Source organism: Sulfurimonas sp. (genome assembly GCF_029027405.1).
Taxonomy (GTDB): Bacteria; Campylobacterota; Campylobacteria; order Campylobacterales; family Sulfurimonadaceae; genus Sulfurimonas.
In genome coordinates this window covers 1,114,050-1,139,442 of sequence record NZ_CP093396.1, presented here as the reverse complement: position 1 = coordinate 1,139,442, position 25,393 = coordinate 1,114,050, and the positions used below count along the sequence as shown (strand labels likewise).

Here is a 25,393-nt window from a genome sequence, read left to right as displayed (position 1 = left end):
GATAATATATGCCAGAGCAGACATTATAACAGTTGGACCTACAATAGCCTTGACATAAAATGGGATTAGTACATTTTTCATATATTCTCCTAATTGCTGTTATTATATCTTGATTTTGTAAACTTGCAATGGAGAATATACTTTTTACAAGAAGTCTAGTATTTCCTTCTCAATTGTATCTTTTTCTATAATATTTTTATGAATTATTGTTTTATTAAACAACTTTTTAATCATTGAAGGAATCTTAACATTAGCCTCTTTTGATATTGATTCTAATGCTACTATATCTTGAGCATTTTCTTCTCCAGTGAGAGCATTGGCAATAACAGGAGAAAATTTTGTCCACTCTGCCGTTGAGTAAATAATAGTATCTATATCTTTAATAGCGCATGACTCATAGGCTTTAAAACAAGTTGCAGTATGTGGATCCATAAGATAACCATCTTTAAAACTATTTTTTATATATTCTTTACCTTCATTATCATTAGAGAAATCAGCAACAAATATTTTTTGAAGTTTTAAAAGCTCCCCTGATGTTAGGGTATATACTTTCTTTGTATCTAGATCATGCATCAATTCTTTCGTTCTTTCTGAGCCATATAAGTCAAAAAGTATTCTCTCAACATTTGATGATTTTAAAATATCCATTGCAGGGGAAGTAGTTAATATCAACTCTTGATTACGCATATCATAAATGCCTGTTTTAATGAGTCTAGTTAAAATATTGTTTTCATTTGATGCAATTATTAACTTCTCTACAGGAAGTCCCATAAGCATTGCATAGTAAGCACCTAATACATTTCCAAAATTTCCGCTTGGAACATTTATGTAAGCCTTATCTCCCATTTTTGTAGAACCCTGTCTAACAAGTTCAAGATAATTATGTAGATGGTAAACAATCTGAAAAATAATTCGTCCAAAGTTAACAGAATTTGCGGCAGAAAGTAAAATATTTTTTTCTTTTAAAGTTTTCTCAAAACTTTTCGATGATAAAAGATTTTTTAATGCTGATTGAGCATCATCAAAATTTCCCTTTATTCCTATAACTTTTAAGTTACTCGCTTCTTCTGTAACCATTTGAAGTCTTTGAACATCAGAAGTTCCATTTGCAGGATACATGCAAACAACTTGAATATTTTTTTTATTTTTAAAAGTCTCTAAGGCTGCTGGTCCTGTGTCACCACTAGTAGCTGCTAATATTAAGTAATTTTCATTTCTTTTTTGAGCTACACTAGAGAGTATATGTCCGAAAGGTTGAAGTGCCATATCTTTAAAAGCACGAGTTGGACCGTGATATAACTCACTTACAAATAAATTTTCTTTTAATTTTATCACAGGCACAGGATTTTTAGAATCATCAAAATTATCATAAAGAGATAAAGCTTCATCTATAACACTTTGTTCAATATCTATTTCAAAACTACTTAGCATATCAGCTGCTAATTCTTTGTATGATGAGTCTAGATGCTTATTTAAAAACTCTAATCCAAGTTTAGGTAAAGTTTCTGGTACATATAACCCACCAAATGAAGCTATTGGGCTTAAAATAGCTTGGGAAAAGGTTACACTTTGAGGTCTGTTTTCATCGCATCCGCGAGTTTGAATAAATTCCATTTTTCTCTCTATTTAATTATTTTATAAAAGTATACCTAATCGTCATCCTCATCATACTTAAGAAACATTACAAGTATTCTTATAAGTAAAATAGTGGCTACAATCTCATATCCAATAATCCAAACTATAAAAAATGATGCCATGTTAAGTAATTTGAAGTTTGCAAAATCAGCACCAGCAATACTAAAAAATAGAAAGATTGCTCCTATAACATATAAAATAAGTAGAAAATAAACAACATATAAAACTGGTTCCCAACCATTTGGAATATAAAGATAATCTTTAAAATTCACTTCTTGCTTAGCAAAACTTTGAGTTTTTTTTCTTTTCTTTTTTGTATCTGAATAGAAGTATTTGATTATAATAAGCCATATTATGTTCGTCTTTGTCAAATTCCATAAACTTACTCCTTCTAAAATATTTTATATTTTTATTGAAATAATCTTATTGGATTGATATGAAAAGACTTTTGAGTAACTTCAAAAATCAACTCTTCACTTACGCGACCAATGGTGTAACCTTTTTTAATTTTTTTACCTTTTTTAATATTTGGTGAGATTTGTGAGAGATTTGCATAAATAGTATGTAAGCCATTCTTATGCTCTATAATTACAATATTATTTAAAACTGATGTTTTATCAGCGTATATAATTTTTCCATTAAATACTGTTTTAACTTTTGTATTTTTTCTACTAGGCTTTAATGATATAGACTCATTAAAAACTTTAATTCCATATATAGGATCGATGTAGGTTCCATATCTTTTAGTTATTTTATATGGAGAAAATGGTGCTATTGTTTTGCGTCCATAATATTTTTTTGTTTTTACTTTTTGATAACTACTTCCATGTTTTTTGACAACAGGAAGGTTATTATTTGACAATATTGTTTTAGATTTAAAGGCCTTTTTTCTAAACTCTTCTTCTTTAGCTTTTTTAATTTCATCTACTTTTATAATATTTAATTTTGCTAATGTTTTTTTGAGTAAATCTTGTTTATTTAATAATTTTTTTAACTCTTTTTTATATGAAGATTTTGCGAACTTTAGCTTTTTTAATGCTTTTTTATTTTTTTTCTGAATTGATAATATTTTTTTTCTTTTTGTATCTATACTTGCTATTGCAACTTCTAATGAACTAGCATAAATATTTAAAGTATCTATATTTTTTGAATTTATATAAAATTTCCTATTTAATAATTTTACTTTTTTCTTCGAACTTTTTAACATAATTTTTAAAACTTCAAACTCTATCAAAGATTCTTCACTTCCACTAACCTCTTCTTCCAATATTACAGATAAAGAGACACTTTGAGCAATTGTAAATAACAACTCTTCTTCTAACTTATCTTGAGAGATTTTTAAGTTTAATTGAGTTTTCTTCATTATTTTTAGCTCTTTCTTATTTATTTTATAACTTTTTTCTTTTTCTTTTAACTCTTTTTTAAGTGAATTTAAATCTCTTTGCTGTTTTATTATTTCTCTTTTTTGCCTTAAGATAGCAGTTGCTGTTTTAGCCATTTTCCTATTTACTGTAGTGTAGTTTTTAGAAAAAGAGTTTAACTTAGTACTTGTTTTTTTTATATTGGCATCTACACTTGTCTTTGCAAATAATATTAATGGTATTAAAATACAAATTATTATTAAACGAATCATACCTCTTCTTTATGCCCTAGAACTATCAGAAAAGCTAACATAATTGATAAAGTAAGAGCGGAAGCAAATAACAGTGAACTGTCATTGACTATATCGAATATATTAACCTCTATACCTATATTTAAAAAATGTTCTTTAACCAACGAAAGAGATGCTGTATAAGAAAACAGTCCAATTGCTAATATACTAGCTATAATAGCATCTACTATGGCTAACCTAAATAAAACTGCCGACCGTAACCATACAGGAGCACCAAACAGTCTCATAATACTCATTCGTTCACTATGCTTAAACTGCCAAATACGCAGCTCTTTAAATATGAGAAGTGATGTTACTATAAAAACTACTACTGAAAATAAGAATACAACATTCTTAAATAATTGTAAAAGTTTATATGTTTTATCATGACTACGTGAAAAATCTTCTACCTTTGTAATATATTTATTTTTTAATAAATCTTTTTTTAATTTTTTAATCTGTTTTGGATTTGGATATTGAGATAAATTTAATTTATAAAATTTTGGAAGAGTTAGTTTTAACAATTTTATATTTTTAGCATTTATACCCGTGTTTAATCTTTTTATTACATTATCGGCAGATATTTTACTTACACTAGAAATCAGGCTATTAATGTTTAATATTATTTTTGTATCTAACTTTTTTTGACTAACTATTATAATCGAGTAATTATTTGTCAAATTTACTTTATATGCTTCTATTGATCTATCGGCAACTATAAAAATTTGCATAGAAAAAAGTATGCTAAGGAGTGCCACAACTAAAGATAAGTGATTTTTAAATGACTTCATTTATACTCCCATATTCAATATGATAGTGCTTGTATTCAACATTCATAGTTTGAGGAATATTATGAGTAACAACAATTACCGTAGTCTTTAGTTGCTCATTCGCACCTTCTAAAAGATTCCAAATAAGTTGTGATGAATAATCATCAAGATTACCTGTTGGCTCATCCGCAAGAATTAAAATTGGATTATGCGCTAAAGCTCTCGCCATTGCAACTCTTTGTTGTTCCCCTCCACTTAGTTCTAGTGGATATTTTCCAGCTTGGTGCTTAAGCCTAACATGCTTTAAAAGAGAGTTTACTTGATTTTGTGTAACATCTTTTTCATAACCATTTATGAGTAGAGGTAACATTATATTTTTCTCAATCGTCCACTCCTTTACAAGCTTATAATCTTGAAACACTATCCCAATATGTCTTCTTAAAAAATTAAGTTTAGAAATACTAACTCCATTAAGTTCAACTCCTCCAACAATCAAGCTTCCCTGCATTGGTTTTAACGCACCATAAAGAGATTTTAAAAGAGTTGATTTTCCACTACCACTAGCACCTGTTATAAAAATAAAATCACTAGAATTAATAGAAAAATTTGCTTTATTTATAATTGTCTCGCTATTTGAATATGATAGTGACATATCTTGAGCGATTATAACTTTATCCATTAAAAACTCCATCTAAAAATTTATGTGCACTTAGATTACTTTTAGACTTAAGAGGTAGACTTGGATGATAACAGATCGACGAAGCATCTACAATTACATATAAGTGTTCAGGTCTATCAAAACTTCCCATAGATATACGCATCATTACTCCATTTTCAAGAGTATAGACTCTCTCAAAGTGAATAAATCCACCTTCAAACCTTTTTGTTACTCCATGTAAATCTATTAATTCAGATATTGATAGTTTTAATTTAGAAAATTCAAAATTTCCATCTATGCTCAAAGGAGAAGAAGATTCTTCATTTATCATAGTTACATCATAGATATTTTTTTCCATTTTTTTCCATCTATCTTCATATTTGGAGCTTATTGCTATATCTTTATTTTTATTTATTTGAAGTATAGTTTTATTGAAATTAATAAAAGTTTCATAAGAGTAAGCATAATAATTTTCACTATCTGTTCTAAGTTCTAAGCGTCCATCAACTTTTAAAACTCTTTTGGACTCCTCAATAAAAGAAGTTGATATAACTCTTCGATGTGGTTTTTTATCCCAAGGAACAGGGAAATGTACATAAATTTTTCCAATGAGATTAGATGGCACTAGCTCCATAAATAGTCTTGCATCATAATCAAGTAAAAGTAAATTATCTAGCTTTTGAATACTAATTTGCTTTAAAACCTGCTCAATTGATGCTCTATGAATCTCTATACCTATAAATAAAATATCTGGATTTTCTTTTGCTTGATGGAGTAAATGACGACCTGAACCAAAACCAACTTCTATTCTCATTTTGGACACATCAGGAAAATTATCAACAAAATAATCTATTGATTTTAAAGCCGTTGACTCTTCTAGGTGAGTGTTTTTTTCTTTATTTGGAACATTTGAAGATAAAATATTTAAGTTTGCAAGACTTGCATAAGCTAAAAGTGCTTTATGCACACTATGTACAGTTGCTGGTCTTGTTAATTTATCTGATTTTAAAAGTTTTTTATTTTCTTCTTGTTTTACGAGTAAAAAGAAATCATCCCCATCAATACTGACACTTATAAGAATTTCATCTTCATGTTTTGCATTTTTTGCCATGAAATTAAATAAAACATCATCATAGCTTTTAGGAAAATCTATCTCTTTGAACTCTTCAATATGTAAATGTGGCATTTATCCCCGTTTAACTAAAATCTTTATTAGGCACGATTAACACTTCTTCTACTTCTTTCTTTTGTAAATTATCTTCTTTCTTTGTTGATTCTTTTTTTTTCACATTATCTTTTATTGTATTTGGTGTTCTAACAGTTATTTCAATACTTGGCTCAGATTTTATTTCAAACTTATCAACAGAAAAAACTTTGTAATAATAAGTTATATTTGGAGCAATTTCAGAATCTATAAATTTACTTCCACTAATATCAACAAACTCTTCTTCCTTGGCATCAAACCAACCAGATTTTGCTTTTTTAACAACTATAAAGCTTTTTACTCTTAAATCCTTAGACTTCCATTTTATTTGAATACTATTATTTACTAATTTTGCTTCTAATAATGATGGAGTTAATGGTTTAACTAATGTTAGCCCTTGAATAGAGAGTTTATCGTAAATACTCTCAAGTCCATTCTTCTCAACTGCACTTACTCTATAAAAGTACTCTTTTCCATCTTCTTCTACTGCATCTATAAAAGTATTATTATAAAGTTTTGCTATAAGATCATAAGAACCATCTGATTCCTCAGATTTGTAAAGATAGTAGCGAGCAAAGTCTTCTTCTATTGATTTATCCCAATTAATTTCAATCTTTTTTGGTAAGTTAGTTGAAGCTGTGATATTTTCTATACTTATTGGTAGTGCCTTTGTTACAACTTGAACTATTTCACTAGGACTTGAAGTAATATTATCATAAGTAACTACACGAACTCTATATTTGTATACAAAATCATCTTTAAGTTTTTTATCTATATATTCAGCATTTAGTCTTCCATCTACTGTGGCAATAGCATTCCATTTATCATCTTCCAAAGTTCTTCTTTCAATGATATAAGATTTAACCTTTTGATTTGTATGTGGTCTCCAAATAATTTTTGCAGTTCTGGGCATATTTTGAATACTTTGTATCCATGAAACAGACTGTAAAATAGGCAAAGAGTTAAGAGTTTTTGATTTACTCATTCTTGACTCAGCATCTTTAGAGAATGTTTTAAAACTATAAGTATAAGCACTGTCTGGTTTTATATTTTCATCTAAGTAGTGTGTTGTAAAACGATTATCTATAGTTTTATAATGCTCTCGCTCACCACTATTTTCACCCTCAACCTGTTTATAAATATATATACCCTTAACTCTCTCATCTTGAATCGACTTCCATTCAAATGCAATTGCATTCATATCTACAAATGTTCCTCTTGGTGTTAATTCAATAACAGGAAGTGTTGCGTCTATTTTAATCTCAGCAGATGGTTTTGGTGATAAACCACAACCACTAAGAATTAGCAGAAAAACTGCTGATGATGCTATTAGTGTCCATAACTTCATTTATTTGCTCCATATCAAATTTTTTATCTATATAAGTTTTCATTGTATCATCAAATGCTGCAACAAAAGATACTTTTTCTTTACTCGTTGGATGAATAAAATATATCATATATGCATGAAGCATAATTCGTTCCGACTTCTCTATTTTAGGGCTTAAAGCATAAATATGGTCACCAATAATATGACGATTTAAACTCTCTAAATGAACTCTAATCTGATGCGTACGACCAGTAAAAAGTTTACAAGCAATAAACTGATGTTTTTCATCATTTGACATTGCTAAAATTTTAAATGTTGTTTTTGCATATTTTGATTTTGAATCTTGAGTGCATGCCATCTTAAGTCTATTATGAGAACTTCTACCTATATTTTGTTCAATCGTAGTTAAATCGTCTTTTAATGGAGGATTTACTACTGCTAAATAGTATCTTCCCATGCTTTTATCTTGAAGCTGATTCGATAAGAACTCATGAGCCTTATTATTCTTTGCAACAACCATAGTTCCACTTGTTCCTTTATCTAAACGATGAACTATTCCATGTCTCTCTTCACCACTTATTGTAGAGAGTCTGATGCCCTTGTGCTTAAGCCAATCTACCAAAGTTGCTTCTTTAACACTCGGTGCAGGATGTACTGTTAGACCACTTGGTTTATTTATCACTAAAACATCTTCATCTTCATAAAGAATCTCGACATCAAAATCAATTTCTAAAGCAGGCGTTTCTTTTACTTTAGGAAATTCTACTCTTATCTTCTGCTCAAGCTTTAGTTTTACTCCTGGACGAGTTACTAATTTATCTTCTACGAATACATACTTATTCTTTATAAGCATCGCTACCTGAGAACGTGTTTGCTCTATTTTTAATGTTAAAAATGCGTCTAATCTTTGTTCATTATCACAGATATAATTTTTTATATCACTCATTATGTCCCTTTTGTGTTACAATTTTAAAAAAATTTGGAGTTATTAACCTTGTGGAAATTTAATAAGCGTATTTTAGCACAATTTGATTTTTTTTCTATTATCTTAATAATCCCTTTAGTACTAACTTCAAATTGGCTTATCAGTGAAGCTGTTCCTGTATTGGCTCAAAAACAAACTGCTTATATTGGCGTAGCCGTTATAACTTTTCTTTTTGTTTTTTTACTTCCTATACGCAGAAGGAATTGGCTTATACCTATTATATACTGGGCGAATATAGGTCTTTTATTTGCAGTTGAGTTTTTTGGAACTACACGAGGTATGGGTGCTCAAAGATGGATAGAACTACCATTTGTAAATGCAACTATACAACCTTCAGAATTTGTTAAACCTGCTTTAATATTGATGTTGGCTTATCTTATTCAAAGAAAACCACCACCTGAAAATGGCTATAGAGTAAAAGACTTTTTAATAATTAGTTTTTACATACTTTTACCATTTATTCTCATAGCTAAAGAACCTGATTTAGGAACAGCTCTTATTTTGCTTCTTATTGGATATGGAGTTTTATTTTTTATAGGAGTTCATTGGAAAATATGGACAGCAATTATTGTGACAATTTTACTAGCTTCTCCTCTTGTTTATAAATTTGGTTTGCATAATTATCAAAAAGTAAGAATCAAAGATTTTTTGAGTGAAAAACCTTCCTATCATGTTCAACAATCCATCATTGCCATAGGTTCTGGTGGTTTAACAGGTAAGTCAAAAGAAGAAGCCACACAAACTCAAATGAAATTTCTTCCTATTGCCACAAGTGATTTTATCTTTGCTTTTTTAGTAGAAAGAAGTGGTTTTTTAGGTGCTCTAGCCATTATTCTAGTATATATTACTCTCATACTTCATCTTATGAGTCTTAGTATTTATAATACAGATTATTATATAAAAGTTGTAACTATTTCCATCTCTTTTATGATTTTTATCTATATGGGGGTGAATATTGCTATGACTATTGGATATGCACCAGTTGTAGGAATTCCTTTGCCTATGTTTAGTTATGGAGGAAGTAGTTTTTTAAACTTTATGATTTTGTTTGCGATTATGCAAAATCTGATTACATTTAGATATAAAGATATGTATGATGATAGAGGAACTAAAAGTTTTATTTAAAAAGAATGGCGCGGTGGACGAGATTCGAACTCGCGACCCCCTGCGTGACAGGCAGGTATTCTAACCAGCTGAACTACCACCGCACTCTAAAATATTGCTTTTTACTTTACTCGGCGTTAGAACCTTTCGCTCATTCGTCACACAGTATAACTATGCTCCTTCATTCACTCAAGAACCTGCCTTGATTAAAGAAAAAATCAAGAATTTTATATAACAAATTGTCTATTTTTTTTGAATTAGTTGTGCTGAAGTTTTTAGCGAAGTGTACTTTAGTACATAAGCTAAACACTGAAGTGCAAATAATCGAAAAATGGTGGGCATTACAAGACTCGAACTTGTGACATCTACCTTGTAAGGGTAGCGCTCTACCAACTGAGCTAAACGCCCTCTGCTTTTTACTTTATACTTCGGTTCCCTCTTTCGGATAGTAAACTATTCCTCAATCAGTCTCGCCTTGGCTAAAGAAAAAATCAAAAGTTTAAAATTAAATCTAAAATTTATAACACCAAAAAATGGCGACCCCTAAAGGATTTGAACCTCTGTCCCTACCATGAAGTGATAGTGTCCTTGGCCACTAGACGAAAGGGTCACTTTCATAAACAAAAGGTTTATTAATGGTGGGCATTACAAGACTCGAACTTGTGACATCTACCTTGTAAGGGTAGCGCTCTACCAACTGAGCTAAACGCCCTCTGCTTTTTAGTTTATACTTCGTTGTTCCCTCTTTCGGATAGTAAACTATTCCTCAATCAGTCTCGCCTTGTCTAAACAAAAAATTAAATAAACTTGATTTTTTTGAATTAGTTGTGCTGAAGTTTTTAACGAAGTGTACTTTAAGTACATGAGCTAACCACTGAAGTGCAAATAATCAAAAAAATGGCGCGGTGGACGAGATTCGAACTCGCGACCCCCTGCGTGACAGGCAGGTATTCTAACCAGCTGAACTACCACCGCAACCGTAAATAAAATGGTGTCCTGTGATGGATTCGAACCATCGGCCACATCATTAAAAGTGACGTGCTCTACCAGCTGAGCTAACAAGACAGATTCTCCTAAATGCTTAAGAGGACGAAATTATAGGCAAATAGATTTTATATGTCAATAAATTTTCGCTTAAATTTTAAAAAACATCTCTTTATCCATTAATATGAGCATTTTTATGGCAAATAACACGCTTTGTTGTTGCACATAGTTTCTATCACCATCTAAATTTAAATACAAATTAGCATGATGCGTTTCACTACTCACTCCAATATAAACAGTTCCAACAGGTTTTAATTCACTTCCTCCTCCATCTCCAGCAATTCCACTAATAGAAAGTGCATAATCAGCATTACTTACATTTAATGCCCCTTCACTCATCTCTCCAACTACTTCAGAACTCACTGCTCCAAAATTCTCCAAAGTTTCATGTCCAACTGCAAGCCAATTTTCTTTTATTTCATTTGAATATGTTATTAATGATCCGTCTAAGATTTTTGAAGCTCCATTTTCTTTTGTAAAGTAGTAACTTAACAAACCACCACTGCAACTCTCTGCAAAAGTTATCTTTTTATTTGCATTTGATAGTTTTTCTATGATTAAACCAACAATATTTGAAGAAGTAATTAGATTTTGAGGCAATAACTCTTTTGCAGATTTTATAAACTCTGATAAATTTCCATACTTTTTACTTGTTATATCAACTCTTAACCATCCGTCTATAATAAGAATAACATCAATATTAACATCAAAAGTTTGTGCTAATTGCGATAAAAATTCGGTTACTTCTTCTTTAGTTTTTTCAAATATATGAATCACCGCTTTACTCTGTTCTAAATTGAAAAGTATTTCTGGCATCTTTTGCATCTCATCGATATGCAATACATTTGTTATAGAATCTTTATACTCCAAGAGATAACTAGCATCTTCAAAGAGTGAAGAGTTTGATGGAATCAACATATTTTCATTTAACACTTGATTATCGCTAGTTACAGTGCATATAAGTTTTCCGATAGTAGAAAAATGTTTTTTTGAAGTGATGATTATAAGTTTATTTGATAAGTTCAATTCTTCTTCTAAATATAAAAAAAGTGAATTATCACTCTCCTTAAAATAAGTTATAGAATCAATAAAGTCAACTTTTTCTTTGATTTTTCGCATTATATATTCATGTAAAGACTCATTATATATAAATTTATTGCCTATAAATAAAAGATTTAATTTCATGTGTTTACCTACCCAAAACGCAAATTTTTTAAAAGTATTATAGCACCATATTACTACTTTAAAGAAGCTTTTAAACACATTGTAAGTATAATCCAAAAATTTTAAACACTTTTGAGGTCACAGATGGATTACAAAGACACACTACTTTTACCTACTACAAATTTTGCCATGAGAGGCAATCTAATCAACAACGAACCAAAACGATATGCTTCTTGGGATAAAAATAAAATATATAATAAGATGAAAACAAATCGTAAAGATGCTCCTAGTTTTACTCTTCATGATGGACCTCCTTATGCAAATGGTCATATTCATATAGGTCATGCACTTAACAAGGTTTTAAAAGACATCATTGTTAAGCATAATTATTTTGATGGAAAGTCTGTTCGTTTTACTCCAGGTTGGGATTGTCATGGTCTTCCAATAGAGCAACAAGTTGAGAAAAAACTTGGCGGAAAAAAGAAAAAAGAACTTTTAGAAGTTTCAAAAGTCAGAGAACTTTGTCGTACTCATGCTGCAAAATTTGTTGATATTCAAAAAAAAGAATTTAAAACTCTTGGTATTTTAGCTGACTGGGAAAATCCTTATGTAACTATGGATTATAAATTTGAAGCAAATATTTACAGAACACTTTGTTCTGTTGCCAAAAAAGGTCTTTTAATTGAGCGAAGCAAGCCTGTTTATTGGTCATGGGCGGAGAGAACTGCACTTGCTGAGGCTGAAGTAGAATATGAAGATAAAGAATCACATTCTATTTATGTAGCTTTTGAGTTAAGTGACGCGGCAAAAGCTAAAGCAGATATAGCAACTAAAGCATCTCTTGTTATCTGGACAACAACTCCATGGACACTTCCATCAAATACAGGAATCTCTCTTCATCCTGAAGAAAAATATGTTCTTACAACAGATGGGTACATTGTTGCGAAAGCTCTTTTTGAGTCATTATTAGAACAAGGAGTACTTAAAGGTGAAATAGAAAAGGATATAGATTCAAAACTTTTTGAAAATCAAGTTGCAATTAACCCATTAAATGGCAGAACTTCAAAAATTGTTTTAGGTGACCATGTACTAATGGATAGTGGTACAGGTGGTGTTCATACTGCTCCAGGGCATGGTGAGGACGATTACCGTATTGGACTCAAGTATGACTTAGAAGTTATTATGCCAGTTGATGAAACAGGCTGTTTTGATGAAACAGTTGTTAAAGAAAAATTATTACCAAATCCAGAAGAGTTTGTAGGTAAACTCATTTTCAAATGTAACGATAGGATTTTAGAACTTTTAGGAGATTCTTTACTACAAGAATCTAAATTTATTCACTCATATCCACACTGTTGGAGAAGTCATACTCCTCTTATATTTAGAGCAACAAGACAGTGGTTTATCTCTGTTGATCAAAAACCAGAGGGACAAGATAAAACTCTTAGAAACATAGCTTTAGATGAAATTGAAAAAACTATTTTTATCCCAGAAAGTGGTAAAAAAAGACTTACTTCTATGGTTGAAAATCGTCCTGATTGGTGTATAAGTCGTCAAAGAGATTGGGGTGTTCCTATCGCATTTTTTAGAGTTAAAGAGACTGGTAAAGTTATCTTTGATGAAAAAGTTTTAAACTATATAGCTATGATTTTTGAGATGCAAGGGAGTGACACTTGGTACTCGATGCCAATAGAGAGTCTTCTTTATCCAGGAAGTGGATATAAAGCTGATGAACTAGAAAAAGTAACAGATATTTTAGATGTTTGGTTTGATAGTGGTTCAACTTGGAATAGTGTTTTAAAATCTCGTAATTATGATGCTGGAAAATATCAAGCAGATTTATATGTAGAAGGCTCAGACCAACATCGTGGTTGGTTCCAATCATCTCTATTTTTATCTTGTGCGGTTGAGCATAAAGCACCTTATAAGGGTGTTGTGACTCATGGATTTACTGTTGATGATAAGGGCGAAAAAATGTCCAAATCAAAAGGTAATGTTATCGCTCCAGAGAAAATTTTAAAAGAATACGGAAGTGAAATCCTTCGCCTTTGGGTTGCATCTAGTGACTATCAAAGTGACTTAAAAATTTCTCAAGGTATATTAAAACAAACTTCTGAAAACTATAGAAAACTTAGAAATACTTTTAGAATTATGCTTGCAAATATAAATGACTTAGAAAATCTTACAAGTTATGAAGATATGGGTGAATTAGACAAGTGGATACTTGATGTTGCACAGAGCGTACTTGAAGATGTTCATAAGTCTTTTTCAGAATATAACTTTGTTCATGGTATGAGTATATTAAATAATTTTGTAGTAAATGAACTAAGCGGTATGTATATTGACATGACAAAAGATTCTCTTTACTGTAACGCTAAAAATGACCCAAGAAGAATGGCTAGTCAAAGCGCTATGGCTATAATCACAAAATCACTTCTTCTTATCATGGCTCCTATTTTAACTTATACTGCTGATGAGATTGTCGAAAATGCTCCAGCTATTGTAAGAGGTGATGCAGAGTCTATTTTTGATATGACTTATGAAGCTATCCAAACTGGAGAATCTACTTTTAATGCTGAGTATATGACTAAAGCGAGAGTTGGTTTTGGAGCTATCGTTGACGCTTTAAAAAAAGAAAAAATTATTAAAAACACTTTAGAGTTAGTTATAAAAACTGATTCTACTATTGCTCTTGAAATGGATGCTACAGATGCTGAGGATTGGTTTGTTGTTTCTGCTCTAACAGATGAACAAGCAAAAAAAGAGTTAGGTAGTTTTAAAGTTAAAGATGATACTTTTATTATTTATAAAGCAACAGCTCATAAATGTCCTAGATGCTGGAAATATCAATCAGAAAATGAAGATACAACTTGTCAAAGATGTACAAGAGTTGTAAGTGCTTAATTTTTCTCAACCTGTCGAGCCTACATTTATAGCCTTAAGCATTGGGGCTATATTTATAGGAGTCGGACTAGGGATTTTTCTTGTTAAATTATTTAAAAAATAATTTTTTTAACTTGAAAATCATTAATGCTATAAGCTCTATTTTTATACCTAAAATATTATTTTTTAAACTCTTTGAACCATGTTTTTTTAAATACTCAACTATATCTTTATTTCCAAATATTGTTGCATAAATAATTGCTTTTCCATCACTATTCGCACCATTTTCAACTAATAATTTAACAATATCTATATTACCTTTAAAGCAAACACCTTCAAGGGGAGTTTGTCCCCTAAGGTTTATTTTATTGATATCAACATCATAACTAAGAAGCATTTTAGATGTTTCAAAATTTCCATTATATGTTGCAAGCATAAGCAAAGAATCATCTTTATGTGTGCAAAGATTAACACTCATACCATGTTTTATCATGGAACTCAGCTCTTTTGTCTTTCCTTCTCTGGCAAAATCCAATGCAGTCAGTTGAAGTTCAAGATATCTCTGCTCTTCTTCTTTTGTAATATTCATTCTAATGCCATTTTAACACCAGCTGCATAATTTGAACTAATTTGCTCAAAAAGTGCTAACTGCTTTTTAATAATCTCAGAAGGAACTCCATCCATTGCAGCTGCTATATTTGAAAAAAGTTGATTTTTTTGACTATCATCCATAAGATTAAATAAATCTCTTGCCTGATAAAAATGATCATTCTCTAAACTTCTATCATATCTTGCGGCATTACCTTCTAAAGCATAAGACGGCTCTAAATATTGTGAATCTTCTTTTGCTCCATCAAAACTATTTGGTTCATAGATAATTCCTGCTTTTTTATTAATATCTTCAAAACTCATTGAACCATCTTTATGATATGTATTTACTTCACATATTGGTCTATTTATCGGTAGTGCCTCATAATGAGTTCCTACTCTGTATCTTTGAGCATCTGGGTAAGCAAAACCTCTAGCCTGAAGCATCTTATCTGGTGATAAAGCAATTCCTGGAATCACATTTGATGGCGAAAAAGACACTTGTTCAACTTCATTAAAGTAATTATTTGGATTTTTATTTAACTCTAAAATACCAACATCTATAAGAGGATACTCTTTTTGTGACCAAACTTTAGTTAAATCAAAAGGATTATCTTTATGATTATTAGCTTGTTCTTCACTCATAATCTGAATTTTAAAATCCCATTTTGGAAAGTCTTTATTCTCAATAGATTCATATAAGTCTTTTTGAGAACTTTCTCTATCATTAGCTATAATTTTGTTACCCTCTTCATTCGTCATATTCTTTATGCCCTGTTGAGTTTTGAAGTGAAATTTAACCCAAGTTCTTTTATTATTCTTATTTATAAAGCTATATGTATGTGAACCAAAACCATGCATATGTCTATAACTTATTGGTAAGCCACGATCTGAAAAAAGTATTGTTATTTGGTGTAAACTTTCTGGAGTCAGTGACCAAAAATCCCACATAGCTGTAGAGCTTCTCATATTTGTTCTTGGGTCTCTTTTTTGAGTATGAGCAAAATCTGGAAACTTATACGGATCTGCTACAAAAAATATAGGAGTATTATTTCCAACTAAATCCCAGTTGCCTTCTTGAGTATAAAGCTTAATAGCAAATCCTCTAACATCTCTCTCCGCATCAGCGGCTCCTCTTTCTCCAGCAACTGTTGAAAATCTTAAAAATAGAGGTGTTTCTTTACCAACTTCACTAAATATATCAGCCTTTGTATATCTTGAAATATCATGCGTAATAGTTAAAGTTCCATGAGCACCTGAACCTTTAGCATGCATAGTTCTTTCTGGAATTCTTTCTCTATTTTGATGAGCAAGTTTTTCAATTAATGCATAATCTTGCATTAAAAGCGGTCCTCGTACACCTGCCGTTAATGAATCCTGATGGCTACCAAGTGCTTCACCAGCTGTGGTTGTTATATTTTTCATTTTATTTCCTTTCATTTCTTTAATAATGAAATTGTAACGCAGGAAAGCTTAAAGGATAATTTTTATCTTTTAATAATTCATATTGATTATCTCTAGTTAATATACAAATTTTTTAATCCTTATAAAGATATACGCAACTATTATTTAGATATAATCGAAATTATATTTTAAAAGATAGGAACTTTATTGATCACATTAAAAGAAGCTCTTTCACTTAGTAAAGAAGAATTAAACAAGTTTAAAAAAGAATTACGCACAAAAATAGAAGCAAATAAAGATTTAAATGCCTATATAGATGTAAATGAAAAAGGGGATGGTGTTCCTATCGCTATCAAAGACAACATTCAAGTAAAAGACTGGGCTGTTACTTCTGGGTCTAATATTCTTCAAGGTTATATCTCTCCATACAATGCAACTGTGATTGAGAAAATGGTAGATGCTGGATTATCCCCATTTGGTAGAACAAATATGGATGAATTTGCTATGGGTTCTACAACTGAGTCAAGCTTTTATGGAAAAACTTTAAATCCTCATAACTCTGATTGTGTACCTGGGGGAAGTTCTGGTGGAAGTGCTGCTGCTGTTGGTGCTGGTTTGGCTATAGCAGCTCTAGGAAGTGATACTGGTGGTTCTATCCGTCAACCTGCCGCCTTTTGTGGTATCGTAGGAATGAAACCAACTTATGGAAGAGTCAGTCGTTATGGTCTTGGTGCTTATGCATCTAGTCTTGACCAAATAGGGCCTATGACACAAAATGTAGAAGATGCCGCTATTTTATATGACATCATAAGTGGATCTGATGATAAAGACTCTACAAATGCAAAAATGGATGATAAAGTAACTCCAAATTTAAACCCAAATAGAAAACTAAAAATTGCAATACTTCCAAAGTATTTAGAAAATGCAAGTAAAGATGTTAAAGAAGCTTACGAGAAAGCCATAGAGGCTCTTAAATCTGCTGGACATGAGATAGTTGAGAAAGAGATGATGAACGCTAAATTTGACATCTCTGCTTACTATATCACAGCAACAGCAGAAGCTACAACAAACCTTGCTAGATATGATGGTATCCGATATGGAAATCGCGTAACAGGCTCAAACCTTGAAGATACTTTCATAAAAACTCGCAGTAATGGTTTTGGTGATGAAGTTAAGCGTCGTATCTTACTTGGAAACTTTGTACTTTCTAGTGGATACTATGAAGCTTACTATGTAAAAGCTCAAAAAACAAGACAGCTTATAAAAGATAATTATAAAAAAATATTTGAAGATGTTGACTTGATTTTATCTCCTGTTGCGCCTACAACAGCAAACAAATTTGGAGAATTAGAAAACCCAATGGATATGTACTTGAGTGATATTTACACAATTTCTGTAAACCTTGCTGGACTACCTGCCCTAGCACTTCCAGTATCTAAAAATGCAGAAGGTATGCCTGTTGGACTACAACTAATTGCAAAAGCCTATGATGAACAAACACTTTTTGATGGTTCTCTTTCTTTGGAAAAACAACTTAACTATAACTTTTAGTAATTTTTTTAACTTTCCCACTTTTTTTGTGGGAAGATTTATTCTAAAAGTTACAACAGTAAATTTTATCAAAATCTAACAATATTCTAAGATATAAATGATATACTTTACCAACAGTTTTATGAAACAATAAATTGTTTATTTAAAAAAGGAATACAATGAGAAAATTACTTTACGGGATTATTACACTAACAATGATTATAGGATATACTGGATGTTCATCAAGGGAACCAAAACTGGTAAATATAGGCAAAGCACCAAAAGAGGAAAGTAGCATAATTAAGACTGCAGGGAGCTTAAGAATAAGACAAGTTGATGGGAAAAGAGTAATAAGTCTTTTTAATAAGCTTATTGTTGGTGCTGGGCATAGATCTATTATGGTTAAAGAGGGTCAACACACTATATTTTGTGCTTATAATAATGGTGGAGCTTTGGCTAATGTTAATGTTGGAAAGGTAAATTATTTAGCAGGTCATGAATATATTATTGATTATCAAATTGAAGGAAGAAAAATCCGTTATTGGGTAAAAGATTTGACAGACAACAAAATTGTTTTAGGTAAAGAATGAACTTAAATAAATATAATCTACATTAACTCTAAATAAAATATTTATCAGTGTGTAGTACAAACAGAACAAACATCAAAGGTTTTAAAAACTAGCTCTGCTACTTTTACATCACTTAAGCCTATCATTGCTTTTTGCGATACTCCTTGGTTTTCTTTTGTTCCACCACTTAAGTTCCACTGCGTTGGAGTAATAATTTCATAATTTTTAATGATTCCTTTTTCTAATTCTACTTTGTGTACCAAAGAGCCTCTTGCTGCTTCTACACTTGCCTGACCAACTCCATCAATTTTTGATATATCAACTGATGGTTTGATGAAAGAAGGCTCACTTAAATCTAACTCATCTAAAAGTTTTTTAGAATGTGCCAAAAGATGTGCAGTTTCGCAAACTCTAGCTAAAATTCTTGTAAATATACTATCTCCATACTTTCTATGAGCGTCTTTAATTAAAGGAATTTTATTTACCATTGCACGAGCTAATGGTCCTACTTCAAAATATTTACCTTTATAGCTTACATTTTTTGCAAAAGAGTTATTATTTTGCTCTTCTTTTACATAGCTATATGATAAATTTTGTATCAGTCTAGTTTTTACAGATTTACCACTATTAAAGTAACTGTTTTGCCCAAAAACTATAAATCTGTCATAACTCTTTCCAAGGTTTATCCATTCTCTTTTTTTTATCTCTTTTAAAATATCTGCAAGATCACCTTTTTTATTTAAAACTTTATCAATATTTCTACATGTCAAAAGATTTTCACCATCTCCATCTACAACATTATCTTTAAAAAACTTTATAGTTTCATCTAAATAATGAGTGATTTTAATAATATCCATCTCTGTAATTTCACAAACTACTCCACCGACTATAGCATAAGAAGTATGAGGATATTGACCTCCAAAAACAGCAATAGCTTTTGACATTAGTTGAGCCGGAAAGGTAGCTTTGAAGAGTTCCTGTTTTTCTCCAAAAAGAGGTCGCATAGTTAAATAAAACCACTTAAAATGATTTTGAATTAATTCAAAGTTTAGAGTTAATTCTCGTAATATTTCAGCTTTTTTAGAAATCTTTAAATCATCATAACAATCTTCTATAGCTTTAACAGTAGCTATCAAATGAGCATGTCCACAGATGCCACAAACTCTTGGGTTTATAACTAGAGCATCTAGTGCTGATTTTCCTTCTAGCATCTTTTCTATACTTCTTGTTGACATAAACTCTATATCTACAAAATCAATTTTTTTTTCTTTAAAATTAAAATTCAGCTTTGCTTCACCTTCTATTTTTTCTATTAGTTTAATCATCAAATAACTTCTTTTGTAATCTATCTATTGTAAACGCTTTACTAATTCCAGCAAGTGTTAAGTAGGTTCTTTTACCAACTCCCAAAGGAAGGTTTTCTGGTATTCCCATATTTTTCTTTGTTTTAAAAAGATTTTGTTTTGGAAAACTAGGCTCAGTACAGCCCATGCAAGGTAAACCTGCTCTTGTTTTTGAATTTACTTCATTCCAGAGTATTTTATTACAACTACCATGTGTAAATGGTGCTTGGCATCCATGATCATAAAACATACAGCCCTCTAACTCTCCAAATTTATGTTCATCTATTTTATACTCAAAGTATTCATTTCTTACACAACCATTATGAACTGTATATGAAAAATACTCTTTTGGTCTAAGGAAACCATCTAGTTGTATTTTCACATTTTTTCTTATAGAGTACATAGTGTTTACTAAAACTTCTGGATGTATTGGACAACCAGATATAGAGATAGTTTTATGTTTTATATTTTTAAATTTATTACTTGGTTTATCTTCATCAAAATGTAAACCCATTATATCTTCGTATTGGCTATCTTTAAAAATACCACCAAAAGTTGCACAAGTTCCCACCGTAACTATTTTACTAACTATATTAGAGTATTTTTCTATGATTTTTACGACTGATATATCTGCTCGTTTTAGTTCAGGTGTTATTGAACCTTCTATAAGTAAAATATCGCAAGCAATATTTTTGCTAACTATATCTTTTAACGAGTATTCTGAGTCAATAACCGGATGATAAATAAACTCAAAATCATTAAAAAATTGTTCTAAAAAAGGATAATTTAAAAAAGAATGTGTATTGCCATTGCAAGCCACTGCACTTAACCACAATACTCTTGTTTTTTCCATTCTATCTATACTTTTAAAGCTCTGTAAATATTTAAAGATATATCATCTACATATTCATTTAGTTCACGAGGTAAAATATTTTCACCTTTTAAAAATACCATTCCACCTAAATAACCCATAAAAAGACCAAAGGCACTAAAGAAATCTTGATCTCTTAAATCTCCACATTTTACGCCCTCTTCAAAATAAATCATAATTTCTGTAACAAACTCATTTACACAAATCATCCCTTCACATCCGTTTTGAAAAACTTCACGATTTGATAGATAAATTCTTAAAAAATAATCAATCATTTCAGGTTTTAAAGAAGCTGTTTTAAAGTATACTTCTATGATTTTTCTGGTTTTTTCCTCTGTTGATATATCTAATTCATTTACTTCTCTTATTTTATTTCCAAGATATATAGATATATATTTTATAATCTCTTTTGCTAATACATCTTTTGATTTAAAATAATTGTACATATTTCCAACACTCATTTTTAGTGAAGACGCAATGTCAGGAATAGTTGTATTGTAAAAACCTTTTAAGGCAAAAAGTTCCAATGCACTTTGCATAATTTGCTCTCTTCTTTGCTCTTTTTTACTTGACAAATACTTTCTCCTAGTAGTTTTTTTTTGATAACCACTATTGAAAGTATACTATAAACTTGTAAGTATAATTACTTAAAATTGGTAGGAATACATAAATCCACCAAATATAATAGGGCTATTTTGTTTGTATGTATCTGCTGATTGAGCTTGATAAAAATATGTAATTTTATGAATATTGTACACTATATCTATACCTATATATAGTGAAGCCTTGAAAGTTCTTTTGCTAGTTTCATATCCCTCACTTTTTGCTTTATCTAAAATATGTGAGTATGCTAATAGTTCTCCATTTAGTCCGGCACTTAATGCCCATCCAATACCACGATTATGCTTTGCAAGTTGAAGAAGAGTTGCCTCTTTTCTTAGGTATGGATAATGTGCATTAAAATTTTCTATATAGTTTTCCCCTATACGAAACATAGTTCCAACAAAAACATCTGTTATAAAATTACCAATGTTAAGTCCATAGTGGTTAAACCAATCCATACTTAAGCCTTCATTTTTATGTGATTTCCAACTTATATCACCATGTCTAAATAAAGCATTTATTGTATATTGTGTCCCTAGTTGTGTATCCCAACCCTTTAATTTTTCATTTCCAACAAGGGTATGAAATCCATTTTGGACTTGCTCTCCAAGAGCTTCTTCTCCGACAACACCAACCTCAATTCTAAACTCGTTAAAACTATTTGCATTCCACTCAAAGAGATAAGCAGAAAGTGCTAAATATCCAGCATACGGAATATCATCATATTGAGGGGTCGAGATTGTTGTATCCATAGGTGTTATTACTATCTGAGAAATGCTTAGACCAAAATTATAATTCGAATTTATCTCACTGATTTTAAGAGGATTTTTATCAGTAGAATTATCATCTTGATTAAATGTATCATCAAGCCAGCTTATCGTTACCCCATTTGTAAAATGCTGATCAGTTCCTGCAAAAAAATCATTGTTAAATTGAAATGAAAACTGATCAGCATTTAGAGTAGATACAAACACTAAGAATAATAATTGTTTTATATATTTCATAAAGTTATTCTTATCACTTAATTCTCTTTACTTCATAATACTTTTTCAAAAATCTATCTATTGGATTTATAATTTTATACATTACAGGGACAACAAGCAAAGTTAAAACCATAGAACTAATTAATCCACCAATGATAGAAATTGACATTGGTGCTTTTGTTTCACTACCAAGACCATCTCCAATAGCTAGAGGAAGCATTGCAAAGACCATAGCCACTGTTGTCATTAAAATAGGTCTAAGTCTTTTCTCACCAGCTTCTATGAGTGCCTCATCTGCATTTTTTCCTCTATCCATCGCACCGTTTGCAAAATCAACAAGTAATACTGCATTTTTACCAACCATTCCCATAAGTAACATAAACCCAATCATCACAAAAAGACTAAATTGTAATCCTGATATATATAGTGCCAACAAAACACCAATAATACTAAGAGGAAGTGCCATCATAATTATAATTGGCTGAATAAGCGACTCATAAAGAATCGCTAAAATAATAAACATTAAAATTACAGATAATCCAATAGCAACACCAAAAGCTTTACCTGTTTTTTCCATCTCTTCTGCAAAACCTGTAAATCTATAACTAACACCCTCTGGTAGCAATTCATCTATTTTATCTCTTGTATATGAAACAGCTCCACCTAAATCAAGTCCAAAAAGATCAGAATATATAGTTATTTGTCTTTGTCTATCAAAGTGATTTATAGATGCCATAGCCTTACTTGGAGTTAAGGTAACAAGACCATCTAGGTATATCATCTCTCCATTTACTCCACGAAGTTGAATCTTTTTTATATCATTAATATCAACTCTATTGTCATCATCAAACCTCAGCGTAATGTTATACTGCTTTCCATACTCTTCAAAGTAAGAAATTTCTATATCACTTGAAAATGCTGTTGAAATTGCCTGTGCAATTGCAGATGCCGAGATGCCATATCTATTTGCGTTTTGTCTTAAAATATTTACATCTATTTGAAGTTTCATATCATCTAGATTTGTATCTATATCAACAAAGCCTTTTTTCTCTTTCATATAGTTTGTCAAGTTATTTTTTGCTATCTCTAGGTTTTCAAAAGAGTCTGATTTTAAAACTATTTGGTAAGGTACAGATGCACCAGCACCTTTTATATTTGGAATAGCTGCAGCTGTTATAAACATCTTATCAGAAAACTTCTTTAGCATCTCTCTAAAGTTTTGAGTTATCTCTTCTTGACTTAACACTCGTTTATCTTTTTCTATCAACTTAACATATATGATAGCTTTATGTTTTTCTTGTGCTGTGGTATAACCAATGTTTAGAGTTGAATAAACAACATTTTCATTTTCCTTAATAACATTTTCAACTTCTTTTGATTGTCTAATCATCTCTTCTAAAGATATATCTGAAGCAGCCTTTATTTTTATCTCTAGCTCTGATTTATCCTCTTTTGGTATAAAGTCCATACCTATCCTTGGAAACAGACTAAGAGATGCAAAGAAAACAAGAAAAACAAAAATAAGTGTACTTACTTTAAATCTCAATACAAACTTTAGAATTTTCTCATATCCTTTCTCAATCGAAACAAATATAGCTTCAGTTTTGTTATAAAATCTACTCTCATCCTTATTTAATACTCTTGCACTAATACTAGGAATAAAACTCAGAGCAATTGTGTAAGAAATGATAATTGCAAAACTAACTGTCATTGCAAATGATTCAAAGAACTTTCCAACTATACCACTCATCATAGAAACAGGAATAAAAACGGCTAAGAGCATCGCTGAAATTGCCAAGATAGTGAATGCCATCTCTTTTGTTCCTTCAACTGCGGCTTCAAGTTTACCCATACCTTCTTCCATCTTTTTATAAATATTTTCTATAACAACAATAGCGTCATCAATAATAATACCAATAGCTAAGGTCAAGCCAATTAGAGTCATCTTGTTTAAATCAAATCCCATATAATCCATCAAAGCAAATGTACCCATGATAGATGCTGGAATAGATAGAGCTGATACAAGTGTAATAGTTAAGTTTCTTAGAAATACAAAGACAATAATAGCCGCTAAAATTGCTCCATAAATAAGGTCAAATTCAACATCTTTTAAAGAGTGGACAATAAAAGGTGCGGTATCGTTTAAAACTTTCACTTCATACTTTTCACCTGAAAGTTGTTGTAATTCTGGTACACCTGCTCTTACTCTACTTACTATATCTATGGTATTTGTACCTGATATTTTTTGTACTTCAAGCATTACGCCTTCTACACCATTATAAGATGCATAACTTTTAGCATCACTCAGAGTGTCTTTAACAACTGCTATATCTTTTAGTTTTATGTCATCTTTTATTTTTATATTTTCAAGTTCTTCTACACTTAGAGCATCTGACTTTGTTTTTAGTATAAATTCTTGAGTGCTTGTTATAAGTTTTCCACCACCTATCTTTACATTTTCTCTTTTTACAATATCATTTAACTCACGAATTGTTATGCCAAACTTATTTAAAAGTCTAGGGTTTGGAAATATTTTTATCTCTCTTTCTTGATATCCAATAATATTTACGCCACCAACTCCATTAATTTTTTGAAGTTTTGGTTTTACTTTTTCATCTGCAAAAACCATTAGATTTTCAACGGTATCATTTTTTGCAGTTACAAAAATATTAACTACAGATGCCCCACCAATATCAAGCTTACTTACAAGCGGAGTTTTTGCATCACTTGGAAGAAGAACTGCTGAAACTTTATCTCTAACATCATTTGTAGCTTCATTTATCTCTCTTTCAAGGAAAAACTTAATAGTAACTACACTTATCCCTTCACTACTGCTTGACATAATGCTATCTATTCCACCGATGCTAGAAACTGCTTCTTCTATCTTATCAGTTACTTGAGACTCTATCGTACTAGCTTCTGCTCCTGGATAAATCGTTTTGATAGTAACAATAGGAAAGTCAACATTTGGAAAAAGTGATGAAGGCATAGTCTTATAACTCATCAATCCAAATATAACTAAGGTAACAACATACATTAAAGTTGTTATTGGTTTATTTATTGCATATTTGTACATA

20 protein-coding genes and 6 tRNA genes are annotated in these 25,393 nt (G+C 30.7%); 4 read left to right on the top strand and 22 right to left on the bottom strand.

The features are described from left to right. Window positions 1–144 precede the first annotated feature (144 nt). From thrC to MOV42_RS05285, 8 genes are read right to left on the bottom strand one after another with little or no spacing between them, the layout of a single operon-like run. Complete coding sequence (gene thrC / locus MOV42_RS05320) at window positions 145–1,614, bottom strand: threonine synthase (RefSeq protein ID WP_324172742.1); 1,470 nt, start codon at window positions 1,612–1,614, stop codon at window positions 145–147. Between the two features lie 35 nt (window positions 1,615–1,649). Next, the gene (locus MOV42_RS05315) at window positions 1,650–2,006 is read right to left on the bottom strand and encodes a hypothetical protein (protein WP_324172741.1); all 357 of its coding nucleotides are present in this window, start codon (window positions 2,004–2,006) and stop codon (window positions 1,650–1,652) included. A gap of 38 nt (window positions 2,007–2,044) precedes the next feature. Further along, entirely contained in the window at window positions 2,045–3,268 is a 1,224-nt protein-coding gene (locus MOV42_RS05310) for a M23 family metallopeptidase (protein WP_324172740.1), read from the bottom strand. Next, window positions 3,265–4,077 (bottom strand): FtsX-like permease family protein, encoded by an 813-nt coding sequence (locus MOV42_RS05305; protein WP_324172739.1) that lies wholly within the window; start codon window positions 4,075–4,077, stop codon window positions 3,265–3,267. The genes MOV42_RS05310 and MOV42_RS05305 overlap by 4 nt, the downstream gene beginning before the upstream one ends. Continuing rightward, entirely contained in the window at window positions 4,064–4,735 is a 672-nt protein-coding gene (locus MOV42_RS05300; protein ID WP_324172738.1) for an ABC transporter ATP-binding protein, read from the bottom strand. Before MOV42_RS05300 ends, MOV42_RS05305 begins: the two co-directional genes overlap by 14 nt. Continuing rightward, a complete protein-coding gene (trmB, locus tag MOV42_RS05295) occupies window positions 4,728–5,900 on the bottom strand; it encodes a tRNA (guanosine(46)-N7)-methyltransferase TrmB (RefSeq protein ID WP_324172737.1) in 1,173 nt (390 codons plus the stop codon). The genes MOV42_RS05300 and trmB overlap by 8 nt, the downstream gene beginning before the upstream one ends. Before the next feature lie 10 nt (window positions 5,901–5,910). Continuing rightward, a complete protein-coding gene (locus tag MOV42_RS05290) occupies window positions 5,911–7,266 on the bottom strand; it encodes a hypothetical protein (protein ID WP_324172736.1) in 1,356 nt (451 codons plus the stop codon). Further along, window positions 7,214–8,191 carry an RluA family pseudouridine synthase gene (locus MOV42_RS05285; RefSeq protein ID WP_324172735.1) on the bottom strand — a complete coding sequence of 326 codons (978 nt, stop codon included), beginning with the start codon at window positions 8,189–8,191 and terminating at the stop codon, window positions 7,214–7,216. The genes MOV42_RS05290 and MOV42_RS05285 overlap by 53 nt, the downstream gene beginning before the upstream one ends. A 48-nt stretch (window positions 8,192–8,239) precedes the next feature. On the opposite strand from MOV42_RS05285, the gene MOV42_RS05280 reads away from it, so the two are divergent. Next, complete coding sequence (locus MOV42_RS05280) at window positions 8,240–9,355, top strand: FtsW/RodA/SpoVE family cell cycle protein (protein ID WP_324172734.1); 1,116 nt, start codon at window positions 8,240–8,242, stop codon at window positions 9,353–9,355. A gap of 6 nt (window positions 9,356–9,361) precedes the next feature. Here the strand turns inward: MOV42_RS05280 and MOV42_RS05275 are convergent. The 7 genes from MOV42_RS05275 to MOV42_RS05245 form a co-directional block, all read right to left on the bottom strand. After that, window positions 9,362–9,438, bottom strand: a tRNA-Asp gene (locus tag MOV42_RS05275). A 228-nt stretch (window positions 9,439–9,666) separates the two neighbouring features. Further along, a tRNA-Val gene (locus MOV42_RS05270) sits at window positions 9,667–9,742 on the bottom strand. 126 nt (window positions 9,743–9,868) lie between these two features. Then, window positions 9,869–9,944, bottom strand: a tRNA-Glu gene (locus MOV42_RS05265). Window positions 9,945–9,970: 26 nt separating this feature from the next. Next, window positions 9,971–10,046: transfer RNA gene (locus MOV42_RS05260), tRNA-Val, on the bottom strand. 186 nt (window positions 10,047–10,232) lie between these two features. Next, window positions 10,233–10,309 (bottom strand) — tRNA-Asp (locus MOV42_RS05255). Window positions 10,310–10,323: 14 nt separating this feature from the next. Beyond that, window positions 10,324–10,399, bottom strand: a tRNA-Lys gene (locus tag MOV42_RS05250). A 69-nt stretch (window positions 10,400–10,468) separates the two neighbouring features. Further along, window positions 10,469–11,563 (bottom strand): CinA family protein, encoded by a 1,095-nt coding sequence (locus MOV42_RS05245; protein ID WP_324172733.1) that lies wholly within the window; start codon window positions 11,561–11,563, stop codon window positions 10,469–10,471. A gap of 123 nt (window positions 11,564–11,686) precedes the next feature. Here MOV42_RS05245 and ileS point away from each other — a divergent pair, with 123 nt between their 5' ends. Then, window positions 11,687–14,446 (top strand): isoleucine--tRNA ligase, encoded by a 2,760-nt coding sequence (gene ileS / locus MOV42_RS05240; RefSeq protein WP_324172732.1) that lies wholly within the window; start codon window positions 11,687–11,689, stop codon window positions 14,444–14,446. An 88-nt stretch (window positions 14,447–14,534) separates the two neighbouring features. On the opposite strand, the gene MOV42_RS05235 is transcribed toward ileS, so the two are convergent. Together MOV42_RS05235 and MOV42_RS05230 are read right to left on the bottom strand one after the other, a co-directional pair. After that, complete coding sequence (locus tag MOV42_RS05235) at window positions 14,535–15,014, bottom strand: ankyrin repeat domain-containing protein (protein ID WP_324172731.1); 480 nt, start codon at window positions 15,012–15,014, stop codon at window positions 14,535–14,537. Then, a complete protein-coding gene (locus MOV42_RS05230) occupies window positions 15,011–16,438 on the bottom strand; it encodes a catalase (protein ID WP_324172730.1) in 1,428 nt (475 codons plus the stop codon). Before MOV42_RS05230 ends, MOV42_RS05235 begins: the two co-directional genes overlap by 4 nt. A 186-nt stretch (window positions 16,439–16,624) precedes the next feature. Between MOV42_RS05230 and gatA the strand changes: the two genes are divergently transcribed. Continuing rightward, entirely contained in the window at window positions 16,625–17,968 is a 1,344-nt protein-coding gene (gene gatA, locus MOV42_RS05225) for an Asp-tRNA(Asn)/Glu-tRNA(Gln) amidotransferase subunit GatA (protein ID WP_324172729.1), read from the top strand. A gap of 158 nt (window positions 17,969–18,126) precedes the next feature. Then, window positions 18,127–18,537: a hypothetical protein gene (locus tag MOV42_RS05220; RefSeq protein ID WP_324172728.1), complete on the top strand. Its 411-nt coding sequence runs from the start codon at window positions 18,127–18,129 to the stop codon at window positions 18,535–18,537. Window positions 18,538–18,581: 44 nt separating this feature from the next. Here MOV42_RS05220 and MOV42_RS05215 read toward each other — a convergent pair whose 3' ends face one another. The 5 genes from MOV42_RS05215 to MOV42_RS05195 form a co-directional block, all read right to left on the bottom strand. Further along, a complete protein-coding gene (locus tag MOV42_RS05215; RefSeq protein WP_324172727.1) occupies window positions 18,582–19,841 on the bottom strand; it encodes a nickel-dependent hydrogenase large subunit in 1,260 nt (419 codons plus the stop codon). Next, the gene (locus MOV42_RS05210) at window positions 19,834–20,712 is read right to left on the bottom strand and encodes a hydrogenase (RefSeq protein ID WP_324172726.1); all 879 of its coding nucleotides are present in this window, start codon (window positions 20,710–20,712) and stop codon (window positions 19,834–19,836) included. The genes MOV42_RS05215 and MOV42_RS05210 overlap by 8 nt, the downstream gene beginning before the upstream one ends. Before the next feature lie 5 nt (window positions 20,713–20,717). Beyond that, complete coding sequence (locus tag MOV42_RS05205; protein WP_324172725.1) at window positions 20,718–21,305, bottom strand: TetR/AcrR family transcriptional regulator; 588 nt, start codon at window positions 21,303–21,305, stop codon at window positions 20,718–20,720. A gap of 72 nt (window positions 21,306–21,377) precedes the next feature. Next, on the bottom strand, window positions 21,378–22,337 hold the full coding sequence (locus MOV42_RS05200; RefSeq protein ID WP_324172724.1) for a lipid A deacylase LpxR family protein: 960 nt from the start codon (window positions 22,335–22,337) through the stop codon (window positions 21,378–21,380). Between the two features lie 13 nt (window positions 22,338–22,350). Further along, on the bottom strand, window positions 22,351–25,392 hold the full coding sequence (locus MOV42_RS05195; RefSeq protein ID WP_324172723.1) for an efflux RND transporter permease subunit: 3,042 nt from the start codon (window positions 25,390–25,392) through the stop codon (window positions 22,351–22,353). Window position 25,393: the final 1 nt, after the last annotated feature.